Genomic DNA, 18,197 nt, shown 5'->3' on the forward strand with positions numbered 1-18,197 from the left:
TACACGGCCGCGCTTCATCGAGCGCCGCCTGCCCCCACCCCAACCCTCCCCCGGAAGGGGAGGGAGAAGAACAAGAGAGACATTGACCATGGGCTTTTTCCTCGAAACCCTTTTCGGCGGCCTGATGGTCGGCATGCTCTATTCGCTGATCGCCATCGGCTTTGTGCTGATCTACAAGGCCTCGGGCGTGTTCAACTTTGCGCAGGGTGCAATGGTGCTGTTCGCGGCGCTGGCCATGGCGCGCTTTGCCGAATGGTTTCCGCTGTGGTTCGGCTTCGAAAGCCAGATCCTCGCGAACATCCTGGCTTTTGTGGCGGCCATGGGCGTGATGGTGATCGTGGCCTGGCTCATCGAACGGCTCGCGCTCAGCAAGCTGGTGAACCAGGAAGGCATCACGCTCCTGATGGCCACGCTCGGCATCGCCTACTTTCTCGATGGCGTGGGCCAGACGATCTTCGGCAACGACATCTACAAGATCGACGTGGGCATGCCCAAGGAACCGCTGATGATGCTGCAGGGCACCTTCCAGGGCGGGCTGCTGCTGAGCCAGGAAGACCTGGTTGCCGCGCTCGTGGCGGCAGGCCTTGTGGTGGTGCTGGCCATCTTCTTCCAGAAGACCGCCACGGGCCGTGCGCTGCGTGCGGTGGCCGACGACCATCAGGCCGCGCAGTCCATCGGCATTCCGCTCAAGCGCATCTGGGTGATCGTGTGGTCGGTGGCCGGCTTCTCGGCGCTGGTGGCCGGGATCATCTGGGGTTCGAAGCTGGGCGTGCAGTTCTCGCTGTCGCTGGTGGCGCTGAAGGCGCTGCCGGTGGTGATCTTGGGCGGCCTCACCTCGATTCCGGGCGCCATCATTGGCGGCCTGCTGATCGGCGTGGGCGAGAAGCTTTCTGAAATTTATCTCGGCCCCATGCTCGGTGGCGGCATCGAGATCTGGTTTGCCTACGTTCTTGCCCTGGTGTTCTTGCTGGTTCGCCCGCAAGGCCTGTTCGGCGAGAAGATCATCGATCGGGTTTGAGATGTTCTATAGAGAAAACGGCCAGTTCAAGTCGAGCTACAGGGCCGACCAGCAGATCTTTCCGATCGCGCAGGACCGCATTGCCATCCTGGTGCTGCTGCTCGTGGCTTTCATCGTGGTGCCGCTGGGCGTGTCCGACTACTGGATGCGCGCCATCCTCACGCCCTTCCTGATTCTTTCGCTCGCCGCGCTGGGCCTCAACATCCTGGTCGGCTACTGCGGGCAGATCTCGCTGGGCACCGGTGCGTTCATGGCGGTGGGCGCGTATGCGGCCTACAACTTCCAGGTGCGCATCGACGGCATGCCGCTGATTGCATCGCTGCTGCTCGGCGGCCTCTGCGCCACGTTCATCGGCGTGCTGTTCGGTATTCCGAGCCTGCGCATCAAGGGGCTGTACCTCGCGGTGGCCACGCTCGCGGCGCAGTTCTTTACCGACTGGGCGTTTCTTCGCATCCAGTGGTTCACCAACAACTCGTCGTCGGGTTCGGTGAGCGTGGCGGGGCTCAACGTGTTCGGTGTGCCGATCGAATCGCCGGTGCAGAAGTACCTGTTCTGCCTCGTCTTCGTGGTGGTGTTCGCGCTGCTCGCCAAGAACCTGGTGCGCAGCGCCATCGGCCGCGAGTGGATGGCCATGCGCGACATGGACGTTGCCGCCGCGGTGATTGGCATTCGCCCGGTGTACGCCAAGCTCACGGCCTTTGCAGTGAGCAGCTTCATCGTCGGCGTGGCCGGCGCGCTGTGGGGCTTCATTCACCTGGGTGCGTGGGAGCCGGCGGCGTTCAGCATCGACCGCTCTTTCCAGCTGCTGTTCATGGTGATCATCGGCGGGCTCGGCTCGATCATGGGCAGCTTCTTCGGCGCCGCCTTCATCGTGCTGCTGCCGCTCTTTCTGAACCAGCTGCCGGGGTGGCTGGGCTTTTCGATCTCGACCGCGCTGGCCTCGCACCTGGAGACCATGATCTTCGGCGCGCTGATCGTGTTCTTCCTGATCGTGGAGCCGCACGGCCTTGCAAGGCTGTGGTCCACGGGCAAGGAGAAATTGCGGCTCTGGCCGTTCCCCCACTGACTTTTTTGATTCGTTCGTAGAAACCGGCACAGAGGTGCCCACATAAGGAGACAGGCATGAAACTGAAATCGCTCGCTCTGACCGCCGCCCTGGTGGCCGGCACCGTCGGCACCCTGCTCGCGCCATCGCTCGCGCAAGCCCAGGCCAAGGAACAGTTCTTCCCGCTGCTGGTGTACCGCACAGGGCCTTACGCGCCCAACGGCACGCCATGGGCCAACGGCAAGCAGGACTACATCAAGTACGTCAACGCCACCGGCGGCATCAACGGCGTGAAGATCACGTACGAAGAATGCGAAACGGGCTACGCGACCGACAAGGGCGTGGAGTGCTACGAGCGCCTGAAGGGCCGCCCCGGCGTGACGCTGTTCGACCCGCAGGCCACCGGCATCACCTTTGCGCTGACCGACAAGGTGCCCACCGACAAGATCCCGCTCATCACGCTGGGCTACGGCCTCTCGGCCTCGCAGGACGGCAGCGTGTTCAAGTGGAACTTCCCGCTGATGGGCAGCTACTGGACGGCGGCCGACATCCTGGTGCAGCACATCGGCAAGAAGGAAGGCGGCATGGACAAGCTCAAGGGCAAGAAGATCGCCCTTGTCTATCACGACTCGCCTTTCGGCAAGGAGCCGATTCCGCTGCTGCAGGAGCGTGCCAAGCAGAACGGCTTCGAGCTGTCGCTCATTCCGGTCACCGCGCCCGGCGTCGAGCAGAAGTCCGCCTGGCTGCAGGTGCGCCAGTCGCGGCCCGACTACGTGATGCTGTGGGGCTGGGGCGTGATGAACTCCACCGCGCTGAAGGAAGCGGTGGCCACGGGCTACCCGCGCGAGAAGATGTATGGCGTGTGGTGGGCCGGCGCCGAGCCCGACGTGAAGGACGTGGGCGCCAATGCCAAGGGCTACAACGCGCTGGCGCTCAACACCTCGGGCACCGAGCCGAAGGTGATCCAGGAAATCCTCAAGCAGGTGCACGACAAGGGCCAAGGCACGGGGCCGAAGGAAGAAGTGGGCTCGGTGCTCTACACGCGCGGCGTGATCATCCAGATGCTCGGCGTCGAAGCGGTGAAGCGCGCGCAGGAGCGCTTCGGCAAGGGCAAGGTCATGACCGGCGAGCAAGTGCGCTGGGGCATGGAAAACCTGGCGCTCGACCAGAAGAAGCTCGACTCGCTGGGCTTCTCCGGTGTGCTGCGTCCGGTGAGCACATCGTGCCAGGACCACATGGGCTCGACCTGGGCGCGCGTGCACACCTGGGACGGCGCCAAGTGGGGCGGCATGTCCGACTGGTACCAGGCCGACGAGCAGATCATCAAGCCGATGGTGAAGGTTGCGGCCGAGAAGTACGCAGGCGAGAAGAAGCTCACGCGCCGCGACGCAGCGGACTGCAGCATGTGACGGCTTGACCCACCGTGGCGGCTCGCAAGAGCCGCCATTCGAAAGAACAGCTGCCTGTTGTCGTTGTTCTTTCGAATGCTTCGGACCACACCATGAGCGAATCCAAAATCCTTCTCGATGTCAACGGCATCGAGGTCATCTACAACCACGTGATCCTGGTGCTGAAGGGCGTGTCGCTCACGGTGCCCGAGGGCGGCATCGTGGCGCTGCTGGGCGGCAACGGCGCGGGCAAGACAACCACGCTGCGCGCCGTGAGCAACCTGCTCGCGGGCGAACGCGGTGCGGTGACCAAGGGCACCATCGAGTTGCGCGGCGAGCGCATCGAGGCGCTTTCGCCCTCCGAGCTGGTGAAGCGCGGGCTGATCCAGGTGATGGAAGGCCGCCACTGCTTCGCGCACCTGACGATCGAAGAAAACCTGATGACCGGCGCCTACACGCGCACCGACGGCAAGGCCGCGGTGCAGCAGACGCTGGAGAAGGTGTATGCATACTTTCCGCGCCTGAAGACGCGGCGCACATCGCAGGCGGCCTACACGTCGGGCGGCGAGCAGCAGATGTGCGCCATTGGCCGCGCGCTGATGGCCAACCCGACGATGGTGCTGCTCGACGAGCCCTCGATGGGGCTGGCGCCGCAAATCGTGGAGGAGGTGTTCGAGATCGTGAAAGACCTGAACACCAAGGAGCGCGTGACCTTTCTTCTGGCCGAGCAGAACACCAACATGGCGCTGCGCTACGCGGACTACGGCTACATCCTGGAGAACGGCCGCATCGTGATGGACGGCGAGGCCAGGAGCCTGCGCGAGAACGAGGACGTGAAGGAGTTCTACCTTGGCGTCGGCGGTGCGGACCGAAAGAGTTTTCGCGACGTGAAGAGCTACAAGCGGCGCAAGAGGTGGCTGGCGTGAAACACCCGTGCGCTGCTGTTCAGGGCGCGATCCCGCCGACGGGGTACCTTGCTCCGCGAATGTCCCCCGCCTTCGGCTCCTCATTTATTTCGCTGCGCAAGGCACCCCATCGGCGTGCTCGTCATGCGCAATGGTCGTTGATCGCCGGTACACCAGCAGCGTGTACCAGCGCACAGGGCATCGGGTGCTCCCCGCAGCGAAATAAAGGAGGAGGCCGCAGGCCGGGGGACATTCGCGGGGGTGCCTTGCGCAGCGAAATAAAGGAGGAGGCCGCAGGCCGGGGGACATTCGCGGAGGGGAGTACCCGGTGGCCTGTGCACACGCCCCGAACGCGTCCGCATTGGACTTCCACGCGTTGCAAATCAAGACATGAAGGTACGGACATGACCGACCACTACGACAAGCTAGAAATCCGTGACCCCGCCGAACGAGAGCGCGACCTCCTGGCCGCGCTGCCGAAGCAGATTGCGCAGGCCCAGACCGCAGCGCCCGCTTTCGCAAAAATTCTCGACGGCGTAAAGCCCGCCGACATCACCACACGCGAAGCGCTCGCCAGGCTGCCCGTCACGCGCAAGACGGAACTGCTCGAACTGCAGAAGCAGCGCCGTGCCGACGACCCTTTTGGTGGGTTTTCTGCCATCGGCCGCGGCACCCGCATGCCGCGCGTGTTCGCAAGCCCCGGCACCATCTATGAGCCCGAAGGCGAAGCGCGCGACTACTGGCGTACCGCGCGCGCACTGCATGCAGCCGGCTTTCGCAGCGGCGAGCTTATTCACAACAGCTTCAGCTACCACATGACACCGGCCGGCTCCATCATGGAGAGCGGCGCGCGTGCCATGGGTTGCACCGTGTTTGCGGGCGGCACCGGCCAGACCGAGCAGCAGCTCGAAGCCATGGTCGACCTGAAGCCCGAAGGCTACGCGGGCACGCCGAGCTTCCTGAAGATCTTGCTGGAGAAGGCCGAAGAGAAAGGCCTGAAGTTGCCCTCGCTCACCAAGGCCCTTGTTTCCGGCGAAGCTTTTCCGCCCAGCCTGCATGACTGGATTGCAGCGCACGGCGTGAAGGGCACCCAGTGCTACGCCACCGCCGACCTGGGCCTCATCGCCTACGAAACCAGCGCGCGCGAAGGCCTGGTGATCGACGAAGGCGTGCTGGTCGAGATCGTGCGCCCCGGCACCGGAGACCCCGTGCCCGATGGCGAGGTGGGCGAAATTGTGGTGACCACCTTCAACCCCGACTACCCGTTGGTGCGCTTCGGCACCGGAGACCTCTCCGCTGTGCTTGCGGGCACCTGCCCCACGGGCCGCACCAACAAGCGCATCAAGGGCTGGCTCGGCCGCGCCGACCAGACCACCAAGGTCCGCGGCATGTTCGTGCATCCTTCGCAGGTCGCTGAAATCGTTCGGCGCTTTCCGGAGATCGTGCGTGCGCGCCTCGTGGTGTCAGGCGAAATGGGCGACGACCAGATGACCCTCAGGCTCGAGTGCGCCGGCGCGCCGGCCGGGCTCGATGCGCGCATTGCCGATGCGGTGCGCGAAGTGACCAAGCTGCGCGGCACCATCGAGCTGGTGGCGCCGGGCACGCTGCCGAACGACGGCAAGGTGATCGAGGACGCGCGCAGCTACAAGTAACGGCGGTAGAAACGGCGCGTGACTGCACGCACCACAAACACCAGCAGCACAAGGTAGACCACCGCCATTGCAACCGCGAGCATCACGAGGCTGCCGCTGCTGCTTTGGCCCGAAAAGCTCACGCTCGCAATCCACAACAGGCCGCCGACCGCGAGTGCAATGCACACCGCCTGCAACAGGGCAAAGGCCGAGACCGCCGCCGCCACGGCCCGGAAGGGACGCGTCTGCGCAGGCGCAGGTTCGGCGCCAAGCCACCCGGCCCAGAACGCCAGCCCATAGACCAGCAGCGGCAGCGCAAACCAGGCCAGAAGAAGCGGCAGCACTTCGGTGTCCCTCGACATATCGACCCAGCCGCTCGCGGCGTTGCCGATCCACATCTGCAGCGAGACGAATATTGCGGCAATCACCAGCGCCACCGCGCCGCGCTTCGAAGCGGCACCGCCAGGCTCCGCGCCGTAGCGTTCATCCTCGACTGCGATCCCGCGCTCGCGCAATGCAAAACGTGCGGCAAGCCACACGCTCGCGATGACGACGAGCACCTGGAGAACCGACTGGAGCAGCATCGACATGGCCATGATCGAGCGCAAGCCGTACGCGTCGACCGCCTCGTGCATCGGCCCGCCCGGCATGAAGAGCACCTGTGCCTGGTAGAACAGCGGCGTCAATGCAAGGGCGTTGACCACCATCGCCGGCAGGAACACGGCGGCAAAGCGACTTCCCGGGCTGCGAAGCTGCGCAACGCGGGCGGCACCGCGCTCGTCGAGCGCCTTGCGCGCATGGCACCACGCCAGCGTGGCGGCCAGCAGCCAGGCCGTTGCAACACGCGACAGCAGCGGAACCCACACGCCGGGCTGCGCGTACACGCTGCGCATCTGCTCGCTGTGCGGCGACGAAGGCAGCAGCTGCACTGTCATGCTCACGATGAACAGGGCCGCATCGATGGCCACGACAGTCCATGCAAAGTCTCTGGGCAGGCGCTGTGCGCGCTCGAAAGATGGAGATGCCGCCATACGATAGGAATACTTTCGCCTTGATGAGCCCACCGCCGGCGCGCAGAGGGCCAGGCGAGGTGAAAGCGGCGAGCGTACCGGATCGCGATGGCAGCACTCCCAAGCCCGTGCAAAGCAGCACAGGCGTGCTCAGTGCGCGAGTGCGGCCTCGGCGTCTTCGGGCGTGGGGCCCACGTACACCGATTGCGGCCGTATCAGCCGCCCCTTCTTCACCTGCTCGCGCGCATGCGCGATCCATCCACTCACGCGCCCGGCTGCGAACACGCAAGTGAAGCTCTCGCGGCCAAAACCCAGGGCTTCGAGCAGCAGCGCGGTATAGAACTCCACATTGGTTTCCAGTGCGCGATCGGGTTTCTTCTCGCGCAGGATGGCCAGCGCGGCTTTCTCGGCGGCCTCTGCCAGTTCGAAGCGCGCGGCATTGACGCTGCCCTCGGCGCCCAGCCGGCGCAGCGCCCCCTTGAGCGCATCGGCGCGCGGATCGCGCACGCGGTAGATGCGGTGGCCAAAGCCCATCAACCGCTGGCCACCCGCCACAGCCTCTTCGAGCCATGCGCGCGCGTTGGCCGCGGTTCCGATGGCATCGAGCGCATCGAGCACCGGCCCGGGCGCACCGCCATGCAACGGACCCTTGAGCGCGCTGATCCCGGCGAGCACCGCCGACGCAAGCCCTGCACCGGTCGAGGCCACCACGCGTGCGGCAAAGGTCGACGCATTCAAGCCGTGGTCGCAAACGGTGACCAGGTAGGTGTCGAGGGCGGCAACCTGCGCCGCGGTGGGTGCGCGGCCGTGCAGCATGCGAAGCATGTCGCCAGCCTGCGGCAGTGTTTCGTCGGGCGCGAGCGCCTGCACGCCCAGCCGCCAGCGCATCACCGCTGCGGTGTAGACCGCAGGTGCCGCCACCAGCCGAAGCGCGGTGTCCAGGTCGTCGCCGTCGGGCAGTCGCGCCATCAGCGCCCGAACCGCTTCGATGGGCGGCAGCTTGCGCAGCATGGCGTCGTCGTTGGCTTGCAGCCGCTCGAAGGCTTCGCGCCGCGCACGGCCCAGGCCGCTGCGCAAAGCGGCCGCGTCGGGGAGCTTGTCGAAGAAGCCCTCGAACAGCAGCGCGACGGCGTCTTCATAGCGCCAGTGCTGCGCAATCTCGCCGAGCTCATGGCCGCGGATCACCAGCCGGCCGGCGGCGCCATCCACTTCGGACAACACGGTGCGCGCGGCCACCACGCCTTCGAGGCCGCCATCTTCGTCGTTCATTTCATGCTCCTTGATGAGATGGCTTCATTCTGTCGGCGCTAATATTGACGTCAATCTTGATTTATTCCGTCAACATGACCAAGCCTCCGCTCTGGCTTTCCGCCGCACAGGCGCTCGAACTGATGCAGGTGCGGCCGCAAACGCTCTACGCCAGCGTGAGCCGCGGCCGCATTCGCGCCAAGCCCGACGCGGCAGACCCGCGCCGCAGCCTTTACCACCGCGACGACGTGCAGCGCACCGCGGCTCGCACGCGCGGGCGGCGCAGTAGCGAGGCGGTGGCGAGCGAAGCCATTCAATGGGGCGAACCGGTGTTGACCTCCGCCGTGTCCACGGTGGCTGACGGGCGGCTCTGGTATCGCGGGCAGGACGCCTGCCTGCTGGCGGAACACGCAACGCTCGAAGAGGTGGCGGGGCTCCTGTGGGAGAGCGCACCGCCGCGCTTTGCGTGCACAGCTTCGACCCGAGTGCACAGCACAAAGCAGGCAACCCCCCTGCAGGCCGGCTTGCTCGCACTCGCAGGACGCGCCGCAATCGATCCGCCCTCGCGAGGCCGTTCGCGCGCAGTGCTGCAGGCCGAAGCGGCAGAGGTGATCGGCACGCTTGCCGATGCATTGCTCGGCCCGTCTCCTTCCGCCGTCCTGCCCTTGCATGCACGCCTCGCCGCAGCATGGCGCCGTCCGAAGGCGGCCGATGCATTGCGCCGGGCACTGGTGCTCATGGCCGACCACGAGCTCAATGCATCGACCTTCGCCGCGCGGGTGACGGCGTCGACCGGCGCTTCGATGGCCGCGTGCCTGCTTTCAGGGCTGTCGACGCTGACAGGCCCTTTGCATGGCGGTGCCGCGGCGGCGGTTCAAGCGCTCGTGCGCAGCGCCGCCGCATCGGGCGGCGATGCCGCGGTGCGCGAATGGCTTGCGCACGATCGCGCGCTGGCGGCTTTCGGCCATCCGCTGTATCCGCAAGGCGATGCACGCTCCGCGGCGCTGCTCGCAGGCATCGAACTACCGCCCGTGTTCGCGGATTTACGAGCCACGGGCGAAAGACTGCTGGGCGAAGCAGTGAACATCGACTTCGCACTGGCCGCGCTGGCCGCCGTGCACAAGCTGCCGCCCGACGCACCATTGACGCTCTTCGCGCTCGCGCGCGCGGTCGGCTGGACGGCCCACGTGCTCGAGCAGCAGGCCACGGGGCAACTGATACGGCCGCGTGCGCGCTACACGGGGCCTGCGCTCACGCGGTGAAGGGCACCGTTGCTGCTCGCGTCAATGAATGGCGTCTTCATGCGCGAGTTCGAACAGCGTCGTCATCTCCCGGTTGAATGCCGGCAGGTCGTCGGGCTTGCGGCTCGTGACCAGGTTCTGGTCGACCACCACTTCCTGGTCGATCCACTTTGCGCCGGCGTTCTGCAGGTCGGCGCGCAGCGAAGGCCATGACGTCATCTTGCGGCCCTCGACGCCGCCTGCGTCGATGAGCGTCCAGGGGCCGTGGCAGATCGCGGCAATGGGTTTGCCTGCTTCGACGAAGGCGCGCACGAAGGCCACGGCCTTCTGGTTGATGCGCAGCGTATCGGGGTTGACGACGCCGCCAGGCAAGAGCAGCGCATCGAAGTCATCCGCGTTGGCGTTCTTCAGCGGCACGTCGACTTCGAAGGTGTCGGCCGGGTCGAGGTGCTTCCAGCCGCGCACGCTGCCGTCGAGCGGCGAAACGATTTGCGTCTGCGCGCCGGCGGCGTCGAGCGCCTTGCGCGGCTCGGTCATCTCGGCCTGCTCGAAGCCGTCCGACACGAGAATGGCAACCTTCATTCCGTCGAGTGAAGATGAAATAACGGGCATGGGTGAAGTCTCCTTAGACAAGAGTTCACCCTAAAGCCCACCCTCGCGGCGTGCATCGGCACCGGTCGGGTCCGCCTGTCGGACAGTTCGACAGGCGGAAAACTTCTCTTACGCTTTGATCGCGTTGACTTATTTGCGGCAAGAAACCGGCAAGGCCTTTTGCGAGAGGTCGTCACCGGCCACGCAGTTCCAGGCAATGCCGTCTTCGGTAGCCGAAGGCTCCATGCGCAGCGTGCCCTTTGCCTTGGGGAGCTCCACGTCGACCACCATGGTGTCGGTGTCGAGCGTGAGGGCCGAACCATTGGGCAAGGCCGCTGGCGCGCCGGCGGCTTCAAGGGATTCGGGAATCTCCTGCTTCTCCTTGTAGTAGTTGCCCAGTGCTTCGCGCACCGGTGCCGCCTCGGACCAGGCCTGCGAGACGGCCGCGCGCGACTCGTACTCCTTGTAGGCCGGCAGTGCCACCGCGGCCAGCACGCCAATGATGGCCACCACCACCAGCAAGCCCAGCGCGCCGCCGCCGGCGCGGCCGGTGTAGGGCACGAAGATCGCGAGCACATAGGCCAGCGGATTGCGGCTCGGCAGCTTGGCGGCCGGATCGATGGTGCGCGCCACCCGTTTGGTGAGCCACGGATAACCGGCGATCAGTTCATGGAACGAAGCCCAGAAGCCGCTGTTGCCAGCCGATTGGTTGGCATAGCGCTGCAGGTCGACATTGCGCCATTGCTGCGCGCCGGCAGCCAGGGCCACGAGCGCCCGAGGCGCGGAGTCGGCCTGCTCGCAGCAGGCGGCGCCGTGCAGGTCGCAGGTGTATTCCTGTGCCCGTGAATAGGCTGCGCCGAGCAGCGGAATCCAGAGCACCGGCGCGCGCCAGATGTGGCCCGTGAGGTGGCCGCGCCGGATGTGGCCGAGCTCGTGGCCGATGTAGAAGTTGATGCCGTCGGGCTGGGCTTCCATGGCGTCGACCACGTCGGACAGCAGCACGACGAAGTTGCGGCCGAAGAAGCGCGTGGCAAAGGCATTGAAGATGCCGTCGCCGTGCAGCAGGTAGGCCTCGGGCGGCTCTTCGATGCCGAGGTAGCCGCAGCAGGCCTGGAAGCGTGCATGCAGTTCTGGCAGCTGGGTGGGCGAAAGCTTGACGGCGGTGCCCTTGATCCAGGCAATGACGGCCGACTGTGCGAACACATAGCCGATGAAACCGAGCAGCACGTAGATGAGCGCAATGCCGAAGGTGCCGAGCACCAGTGCCGCCCAGACGAGCAGGCCCAGGCCGAGCGTGATGTTGCCGAGCCAGCGCTCGCGCGGATAAACCCATGGATCCATTGGAATTTCCTCCTCGATGCGGCCTCCGGAGGCCGCCGGTGTTGTGGTTTGTTTTTTCGCGCCCCCTCAGGCGCGATATGCGAGGCCGAATCATGCCCCAGGAAACCATTTATTTCGGGCCCGCCCTAAGGGCTATTCGCTAGTCGTCAGGTCGCGGTCAGCCCTTATGATCGCGGCCATTTTCAATTTCACCGTCTCGGGAGACACCATGAAGAAACTGCTTGCACTCACGGCGCTTGCCGCTGCCGCCCTCGGCGTCCATGCCCAGGATTTCCCCGCAGGCAAGACCGTCACCATCGTGGTGCCGTTCACGGCCGGCGGCCCCACCGACCGGGTGGCCCGCGACCTGGCCGAATCCCTGCAGAAGACCCTTGGCGCGACCATCGTGGTCGACAACACCGCCGGCGCCGGCAGCTCCATCGGCACCGCCAAGGTGGCCCGCGCCGCACCGGACGGCTACACGCTGCTGCTGAACCACATCGCCATGTCGACGATGCCGGCGCTGTACCGCAAGCTGCCGTTCAATGTCGAAAACGACTTCGAATACCTCGGCATGGTCAATGAAGTGCCGATGACGCTCATCGGCAAGCCGGGCCTGCCGGCCAACAACTACAAGGAACTGACGGGCTGGATCGCGGCCAACAAGGGCAAGATCAACCTCGGCAATGCCGGCCTGGGCGCAGCCTCGCACCTGTGCGGCCTGCTGTTCCAGAGCGCCCTCAAGACCGAGATGACGCCGGTTCCCTACAAGGGCACCGCACCGGCCATTGCCGACCTGCTGGGTGGCCAGATCGACCTCTTGTGCGACCAGACCACCAACACCACGTCGCAGATCGAAGCCAAGAAGGTCAAGGCCTACGCCGTGACCACGTCCAAGCGCCTGACCACGCCGGCGGCCCTGAAAGACCTGCCCACGCTCGCCGAATCGGGCCTGAAGGACTTCGAAGTGACCATCTGGCACGGCGTGTACGCGCCCAAGGGCACGCCTGCGCCGGTGCTGAAGAAGCTCAACGAAGCCATCAAGGCCGCCATGAAGGACCCGGGCTTCATCAAGCGCCAGGAAGGCCTTGGCGCGGTGATCACCACCGACAAGCGCGTGGAGCCGGCCGAGCACAAGAAGTTCGTATCGGCTGAAATCGCCAAGTGGGGCCCGATCATCAAGGCCGCCGGCGTGTACGCCGACTGATCCGTATCCGCAACAAAGCAGCCGAAAGGCCGCCTGAGCCCGCAAGGGCCAGGCGGCTTTTTTCGTTATGCTCGCCGGACTTTCTTCCGCCTCGCGCGACCTCTTTCATGCGTTTTCACGGCACGCTGCCGGTGCTGGCTTTTCTTGCCCTCCTGACGCATGGCGGCGCTGCGCTTTCGCAGGCGCCGCAAGAGCCCGAGACGCTGCTCTGGATGTGGGACCGGCCGCAGCGCTTCGATTCGCTGCCCGAAGGCTTCGGCGTGGCCTACCTGCACGCCACCGTGCAGCTGAGCGGCGAGCACAGCCGCACCACTTGGCGCCAATGGCCGCTGCGCCTTGCACCGGGCGTCACTGCGGTTCCGGTGGTGCACGTCGCGTTCGACAACCTCGCGCCCTCACCGGTCAACGAGGCGCAGCAGGGCGCGATTGCCGCCGCCGTTGAACATGCCGCCAGGCACAACCGCTCAGGGTGGGTTCAGCTCGACTTCGAGGCCCGCCGCAGCCAGCGCGGCGCCTACGTTGCACTGCTGCGGCGCTTGCAACCGCTGCGCGGCAGCGTGCGGCTCTCGGCCACGGCGCTTGCCTCGTGGTGCATGGGCGATCCGTGGCTGCCGGCCGAACTTCTCGACGAAGTGGTGCCGATGTACTTTCGCATGGGCGCGGAATCCGCGCGAATCAACCAGCGGCTTGCTGCAAGCGGCTCGGCCGCAGTGCCGGCTTGCAGGGGCGCGGCGGGCCTGCTGCTTGGCGAAAGCTGGCCCACGCTGAATGGCCTGCGCCGGCGCTACGTGTTTCATGCCGGCACGTGGAAGCGCGAAGACTTCGAACGGATCAGCGACACCTCCACAAGACCAATCAAGGCAATGAGGAACACGCCAGGATGACTTTCTCCATAAACACGATGCGCATCGGCGTGGGGCTGCTCGCCTTGGCGGGCCTGCTCAGCGGCGTTGCGGCGCACGCCAGCGGCGGCTACGAACCCGAAGACCTGTTCTTCGCGACGAACCGGCCCGATCAACCGGTGCGCGAATTCGTCGAGCGTCCCGCGGGCTACTACACCAGCTACCTCATGCCCTACCAGGTGCTCTGGTATTGGCGCCTGCACGGCCAGGCCTTTTCACCCGAGGCGGTGCGCGTTTTTTCGGAGCTGCTCGAAAAGCTGCCGCGCGAAGACGGCGGCATGGACGAGACCGACAAGGGCTGGGCCGAATGGCAGAAGGCACGCACCAATGCCTACGCCAGGCTGGGGCATCCGCTCCCGGCCTCCGATGCAGCGACCGCGCCATCGCAGCAGCAGCCGCAATGGAACGCCGAAAGCCTGCAGGCCAGCCCCAACTGCTTCTACGGCGATGCCTTCCGCAATGCCGCCAGGACGCTGGCCCAGCGCATGGAACGCGCGGCCGCCGACAAGAGCGCGGTGCCCCACGTGCTGCATTGGCTGCAAACGCAAGATGCGGTGTTCGGCACTTGCGACGAGAAGGCCGCCACCGCGCCCGCGCTGCCCCCCAGCGCACCCGCGTGGCTCAAGGCCGACAACGCCTACCAGATGGCCGCGCAGCGCTTCTATGCGGGCGACCTCGACGGCGCCGACGCGGCATTCGCGGACATTGCGGCCGACAAGACCAGCGTGTGGCGCGACCTCTCGGCCTACATGCGGCTGCGCGTTCTGGCGCGAAGGCACCCTGGCGGTGAGCCCCCTGCATCGGAGCGCGACGCCGCGGGAGCGGAGAGCCACGAAGCCTTGAAGCAGCAGGCCGAGCTCACGCGTGAAGTCGATGCCATTGCGCAGCCGCTGCTGAAGAACCCGCGGCTGCAGGCGCTGCATCCGTCGGTGCACCGGCTTGCCGAAGCGCTTCGCATTCGCTATCTCACGCCCGGCACGCGCGTGCAGCGCCTGGCAGATGGACTTGCAGCCATGGGCCCGCCCGACGTGGCAGCCGCAAGGCTGCTGTTGCTGAACCACGAGTTCCGCAACTGCGCGTTCATGGGCTGCTCATACATCGGACCGGCGCACCGCTCCGATCTTGTGCAGTGGCTCAGCGCGGTGCGCAATTTCGAAAGCCACGGCGACGGCAGCGCGCCGTCGGGCAAATGGCGCGAAACCGTGAGCTGGGACAAGTACCGGCGCACCCGCGACATGGCCTGGCTGATGGCCGCGGCAAGCCTGGTGCCTTCTTCGCCTGCGGCCACGCCGGGCGACGCGCGGGAAATAGAACTGCAAGCCGCGCTGGCCGCCGTGCCCGAGAACCATCCCGCGCGCTTCGCGGCCACACAGCTGCGCGCGCAGCGCCTGTTCGCGCAGGGCCGCTACCCGGAGGCCCGCTCCGTCATCGCCGGTGCGGCCGATTCACCGCTCATCGCGCACAGCCTCTCGGGGCAGAACCTCGTGAAGGCGCTGCTGCTGCCCACGGCCGCTTCGGAAGAAGAGTGGCGCCGCCTGGCCATCCGCCCTGTGGTCGCACGCCGCGACCCCGAAGCCATGGAGGCGCGGGCGGCGGCGCCGGACACAGGCCGCCCGCCGCTGGCCACTGCGTTCGACGACGACGTGATCCGCTTTCTCAACCTGCGCGCACCGTTGCCGATGTGGCTTCGCCTGGCCTCCGACGCGGGCCTTTCGCCAGCGCTTCGAGACACGCTGCTGGAAACCGCGTGGACGCGCGCAGTGCTGGCCGAAGACTACGCACTGGCGCGCAGCGCGGCTGGCCTGCGCGTTGCATCGGCGCCGCGGCCGCCTGCCAAGGGCGCCGACCCGATTGCCGGGCTGCGCCGCTCGGCCGCGCTGCCGGACACCGACGCTGCCGCATGGAAAAGACTGCTGCTCGAACGCATGGCCAGCACCACCGAAGTGCTCGCCTCTCCGCACTGGCCCGGCGCCGGCTGGAGCGTGCGGCCCGCACCGCTGTTGCCCGGGCGCGAGGCGGGCGACGACTTGAGCCCCGCCATCAACAGCTACGGCAAATGGTGCCGCCCGCTCGGCGCCGAGGCCGCCAATGCCGCGGATCTGGAGCCGCCCGCGTTCTTGCCGGAGGACGAGCGCGAGCAGCAGGCCAGGCTGGTGAAAAAGCTGCGCACCATGCCGGCCGATTCGGTCTACTTCACACAGGAAAGCCTCGCGCTCATGCAGCGCAACCGGAGCGATCCGCTGGTGCCGCAGGCGCTCTCGGTTTCGGTGAAGATGGCGCGCTATACCTGCCAGGACAAGACAGTTGGCGACTGGTCGCGCAAAGGACTGAAGGCCTTGCACGCCAACTATCCAAGAACCAGTTGGGCGGCCGGCACCCTCTATTGGTACGGCGGCCGCTGAGGCAGTGCTGCTGCTGTTGCGCTACTTGGGCCGGATTGCGTCGGCCGTGCCCTGGATGAACGCCTTGATGCTCTCGATGTCGTCGCCCGACAGCTTGCCCGTGAAGTCGGGCATGCCGCGCGCCATGGCCGGGCCCTTGAGGATGAACTTGTCGAGGTTCTCGATGTACGCCGCGTCCATGTAGCCCAGGTTCGGAATGTTGCCGCCGCGGTCCACACCCGGCACGCCGTGGCAGAACACGCAGTTGCTCACGTAGAGCATGGTGCCGGCCTGCACCTTGGCGGGGTCGTACTTCACGCCTTCGACCAGCTTGCTCATGCGGTACTGCACGAAGTCGGGCATCTTGGCGGTGCCGCCCACCGCAAAGGTGTACACCGTGCCCGGGCCCTGCTTTTCGGTGGCGCGCTGCGCAAGCCCGTACACGCCGCCCCAGCCCACCGCAACCGACACGTACTGCTTGCCGTCGACCATGTACGTCGACGGCGCAGCGACCACGCCGGTGCCAGTGGGCGTTTCCCAGAGCTTCTCGCCGGTCCTGGCGTTGTAGGCCAACAGGCGCCCGTCCGCCGTGCCCTGGAACACCAGGTTGCCCGCGGTGGTGAGCGTGCCGCCGTTCCAGGGCGAGGCGTAGTCGACGCCCCAGGCTTCCTTCTGCGCCACCGGGTCCCACGCCACCAAGCGGCCGAAGGGCTTGCTCTTGGGCGGCTCGGCATTGGCGAACATGGCGGTGTTCCAGCCCAGCGCCGCGTGCGGGCGGCCGGGGGCGTTCTGGTCGAACTTCCAGTCCTTGTCGTCCATCAGGTTGAGCGGCACGTGCTGCGCGGGCACGTAGGCAAGGCCGGTCTGCGGGTTGAACGACATCGGGTGCCAGTTGTGCGCGCCGAACGGCCCTGGAATGCTGTCGCCGGGCTTCTCGTTCTGGCGCGCGGCGGCAATCTCGATCGGGCGGCCGTTGGTGTCGTAGCCCGTGGCCCAGTTCACCTCGACAAAATTCCTGGCCGAAATGAACTTGCCGTTGGTGCGGTCGATGACAAAGAAGAAGCCGTTCTTCGGTGCATGCAGGATCACCTTGCGCGGCTTGCCGCCGATCTGGATGTTGGCCAGGATCATCGGCTGGGTCGAGGTGTAGTCCCAGTTGTCGCCGGGCGTCTCCTGGTAGTGCCACACGTACTTGCCGGTGTCGGGGTTGAGGGCCACCACCGAGCTGAGGTACAGGTTGTCTCCGCCCTTGGGGCTGCGCTTGCTGTGCGCCCAGGGCGAGCCGTTGCCGGTGCCCACATACATCAGGTTGAGCTCGGGATCGAACGCGAAGGTGTCCCACGCGGTGCCGCCGCCGCCGGCCTCCCAGTATTTGCCGCTGGGATCCCAGGTCTTGGCCGCGCGCGCCATCGACTCGTCCTCGAAGGGCTTGGACGGATCGCCCGGCACGGTGAACCAGCGCCACTTCTGCTCGCCCGTTGCCGCATCGTAGGCCGTGACATAGCCGCGCACGCCGTACTCGGCGCCCCCGTTGCCGATGATGACCTTGCCCTTGAAGACGCGCGGCGCACCGGTGATGGTGTAGGAGCCCTTCTGCCCTTCGATGGTGTTCTTTTCCCAGACCTTCTGGCCCGTGGCCGCATCGAGCGCGATGAGCCGTCCGTCGTAGGCGGCCACGTAGACCTTGCCCTCGTACAGCGCAACGCCGCGGTTCACCACGTCGCAGCAGCCCCTGAAGCCTTTCGACTTGTCGACCTGCGGATCGAAGGTCCAGAGCTTCTGGCCGGTGCGCGTATCGATGGCGTGCACCACGCTCCACGAAGCCGTGACGTACATGACGCCGTCCACCACCAGCGGCGTGGCTTCCACGCCGCGCGTGGACTCCAGGTTGTACGACCACACCAGGCCGAGCTGCTTCACGTTGCCGGCGTTCACCTGGTCGAGCTTGCTGAAGCGCGACTCGGCGTAGTCGAGGCCGTAGCTGGGCCAGTCGGGCGTTTTCCTTTGCGCCGCGTTGGCACGGATGAAATCGCCGTTCACCCGCTTGATGGCGGCGCCCGCGCGGTCCTGCGGGGCTGCGGAACCCTGCGCGAGGGCCGTCGGCGCGCCCATGCCCAGCAATGCACCGGCAAGCAGAAGCCAGCCGGAGTGGATCTTTTTCATCGTGAGTCTCCTTTGTGCCGCAAGGATCGTTGGCACGGCGCTCGCGTTCACCCTCGGGATTTCCCCAGTCCGGCGCTGTTCCATTGCGGAACACATTCGCAGGGGTCAGCAATTCCCCTTCGTCCCCCCCGATTTCCCGACTTCGAG

14 protein-coding genes are annotated in these 18,197 nt (G+C 66.3%); 9 read left to right on the forward strand and 5 right to left on the reverse strand.

Annotated features, from left to right (window positions below; all coding sequences use genetic code 11):
* The first annotated feature begins 88 nt into the window (after positions 1-88).
* The 5 genes from QHG62_RS18830 (at position 89) to QHG62_RS18850 (ending at position 6,008) form a co-directional block, all read left to right on the forward strand.
* Entirely contained in the window at positions 89-1,018 is a 930-nt protein-coding gene (locus tag QHG62_RS18830) for a branched-chain amino acid ABC transporter permease (protein ID WP_281147050.1), read from the forward strand.
* 1 nt (position 1,019) lies between these two features.
* Positions 1,020-2,084, forward strand: coding sequence for a branched-chain amino acid ABC transporter permease (locus QHG62_RS18835; protein ID WP_281147051.1), 1,065 nt, complete (start codon positions 1,020-1,022; stop codon positions 2,082-2,084).
* A 56-nt stretch (positions 2,085-2,140) separates the two neighbouring features.
* The gene (locus QHG62_RS18840) at positions 2,141-3,472 is read left to right on the forward strand and encodes an ABC transporter substrate-binding protein (RefSeq protein WP_281147052.1); all 1,332 of its coding nucleotides are present in this window, start codon (positions 2,141-2,143) and stop codon (positions 3,470-3,472) included.
* Positions 3,473-3,564: 92 nt separating this feature from the next.
* A complete protein-coding gene (locus tag QHG62_RS18845) occupies positions 3,565-4,377 on the forward strand; it encodes an ABC transporter ATP-binding protein (RefSeq protein WP_281147053.1) in 813 nt (270 codons plus the stop codon).
* Positions 4,378-4,760: 383 nt separating this feature from the next.
* Complete coding sequence (locus QHG62_RS18850) at positions 4,761-6,008, forward strand: phenylacetate--CoA ligase family protein (RefSeq protein WP_281147054.1); 1,248 nt, start codon at positions 4,761-4,763, stop codon at positions 6,006-6,008.
* Here the strand turns inward: QHG62_RS18850 and QHG62_RS18855 are convergent.
* Both QHG62_RS18855 and QHG62_RS18860 read right to left on the reverse strand, forming a co-directional pair.
* Positions 5,999-7,018, reverse strand: coding sequence for a hypothetical protein (locus QHG62_RS18855; RefSeq protein WP_281147055.1), 1,020 nt, complete (start codon positions 7,016-7,018; stop codon positions 5,999-6,001). The genes QHG62_RS18850 and QHG62_RS18855 overlap by 10 nt on opposite strands.
* A 129-nt stretch (positions 7,019-7,147) precedes the next feature.
* Positions 7,148-8,266 (reverse strand): citrate synthase/methylcitrate synthase, encoded by a 1,119-nt coding sequence (locus tag QHG62_RS18860; RefSeq protein ID WP_281147056.1) that lies wholly within the window; start codon positions 8,264-8,266, stop codon positions 7,148-7,150.
* 74 nt (positions 8,267-8,340) lie between these two features.
* Here QHG62_RS18860 and QHG62_RS18865 point away from each other — a divergent pair, with 74 nt between their 5' ends.
* Positions 8,341-9,507: a citrate synthase gene (locus QHG62_RS18865; RefSeq protein WP_281147057.1), complete on the forward strand. Its 1,167-nt coding sequence runs from the start codon at positions 8,341-8,343 to the stop codon at positions 9,505-9,507.
* Positions 9,508-9,528: 21 nt separating this feature from the next.
* Here the strand turns inward: QHG62_RS18865 and QHG62_RS18870 are convergent, their stop codons facing one another.
* Positions 9,529-10,098 (reverse strand): type 1 glutamine amidotransferase domain-containing protein, encoded by a 570-nt coding sequence (locus tag QHG62_RS18870; RefSeq protein WP_281147058.1) that lies wholly within the window; start codon positions 10,096-10,098, stop codon positions 9,529-9,531.
* A 129-nt stretch (positions 10,099-10,227) separates the two neighbouring features.
* Positions 10,228-11,418: a M48 family metalloprotease gene (locus QHG62_RS18875; protein WP_281147059.1), complete on the reverse strand. Its 1,191-nt coding sequence runs from the start codon at positions 11,416-11,418 to the stop codon at positions 10,228-10,230.
* 208 nt (positions 11,419-11,626) lie between these two features.
* On the opposite strand from QHG62_RS18875, the gene QHG62_RS18880 reads away from it, so the two are divergent.
* The 3 genes from QHG62_RS18880 (at position 11,627) to QHG62_RS18890 (ending at position 15,908) form a co-directional block, all read left to right on the forward strand.
* Positions 11,627-12,604: a tripartite tricarboxylate transporter substrate-binding protein gene (locus QHG62_RS18880; RefSeq protein ID WP_281147060.1), complete on the forward strand. Its 978-nt coding sequence runs from the start codon at positions 11,627-11,629 to the stop codon at positions 12,602-12,604.
* A gap of 107 nt (positions 12,605-12,711) precedes the next feature.
* On the forward strand, positions 12,712-13,488 hold the full coding sequence (locus QHG62_RS18885) for a hypothetical protein (RefSeq protein WP_281147061.1): 777 nt from the start codon (positions 12,712-12,714) through the stop codon (positions 13,486-13,488).
* Entirely contained in the window at positions 13,485-15,908 is a 2,424-nt protein-coding gene (locus QHG62_RS18890) for a hypothetical protein (RefSeq protein ID WP_281147062.1), read from the forward strand. The genes QHG62_RS18885 and QHG62_RS18890 overlap by 4 nt, the downstream gene beginning before the upstream one ends.
* A 21-nt stretch (positions 15,909-15,929) precedes the next feature.
* On the opposite strand, the gene QHG62_RS18895 is transcribed toward QHG62_RS18890, so the two are convergent.
* On the reverse strand, positions 15,930-18,050 hold the full coding sequence (locus tag QHG62_RS18895) for a PQQ-dependent dehydrogenase, methanol/ethanol family (RefSeq protein WP_281147063.1): 2,121 nt from the start codon (positions 18,048-18,050) through the stop codon (positions 15,930-15,932).
* Positions 18,051-18,197 lie beyond the last annotated feature (147 nt).

The organism is Variovorax paradoxus, assembly GCF_029919115.1.
In the GTDB taxonomy this organism is placed as follows: domain Bacteria; phylum Pseudomonadota; class Gammaproteobacteria; order Burkholderiales; family Burkholderiaceae_C; genus Variovorax; species Variovorax paradoxus_O.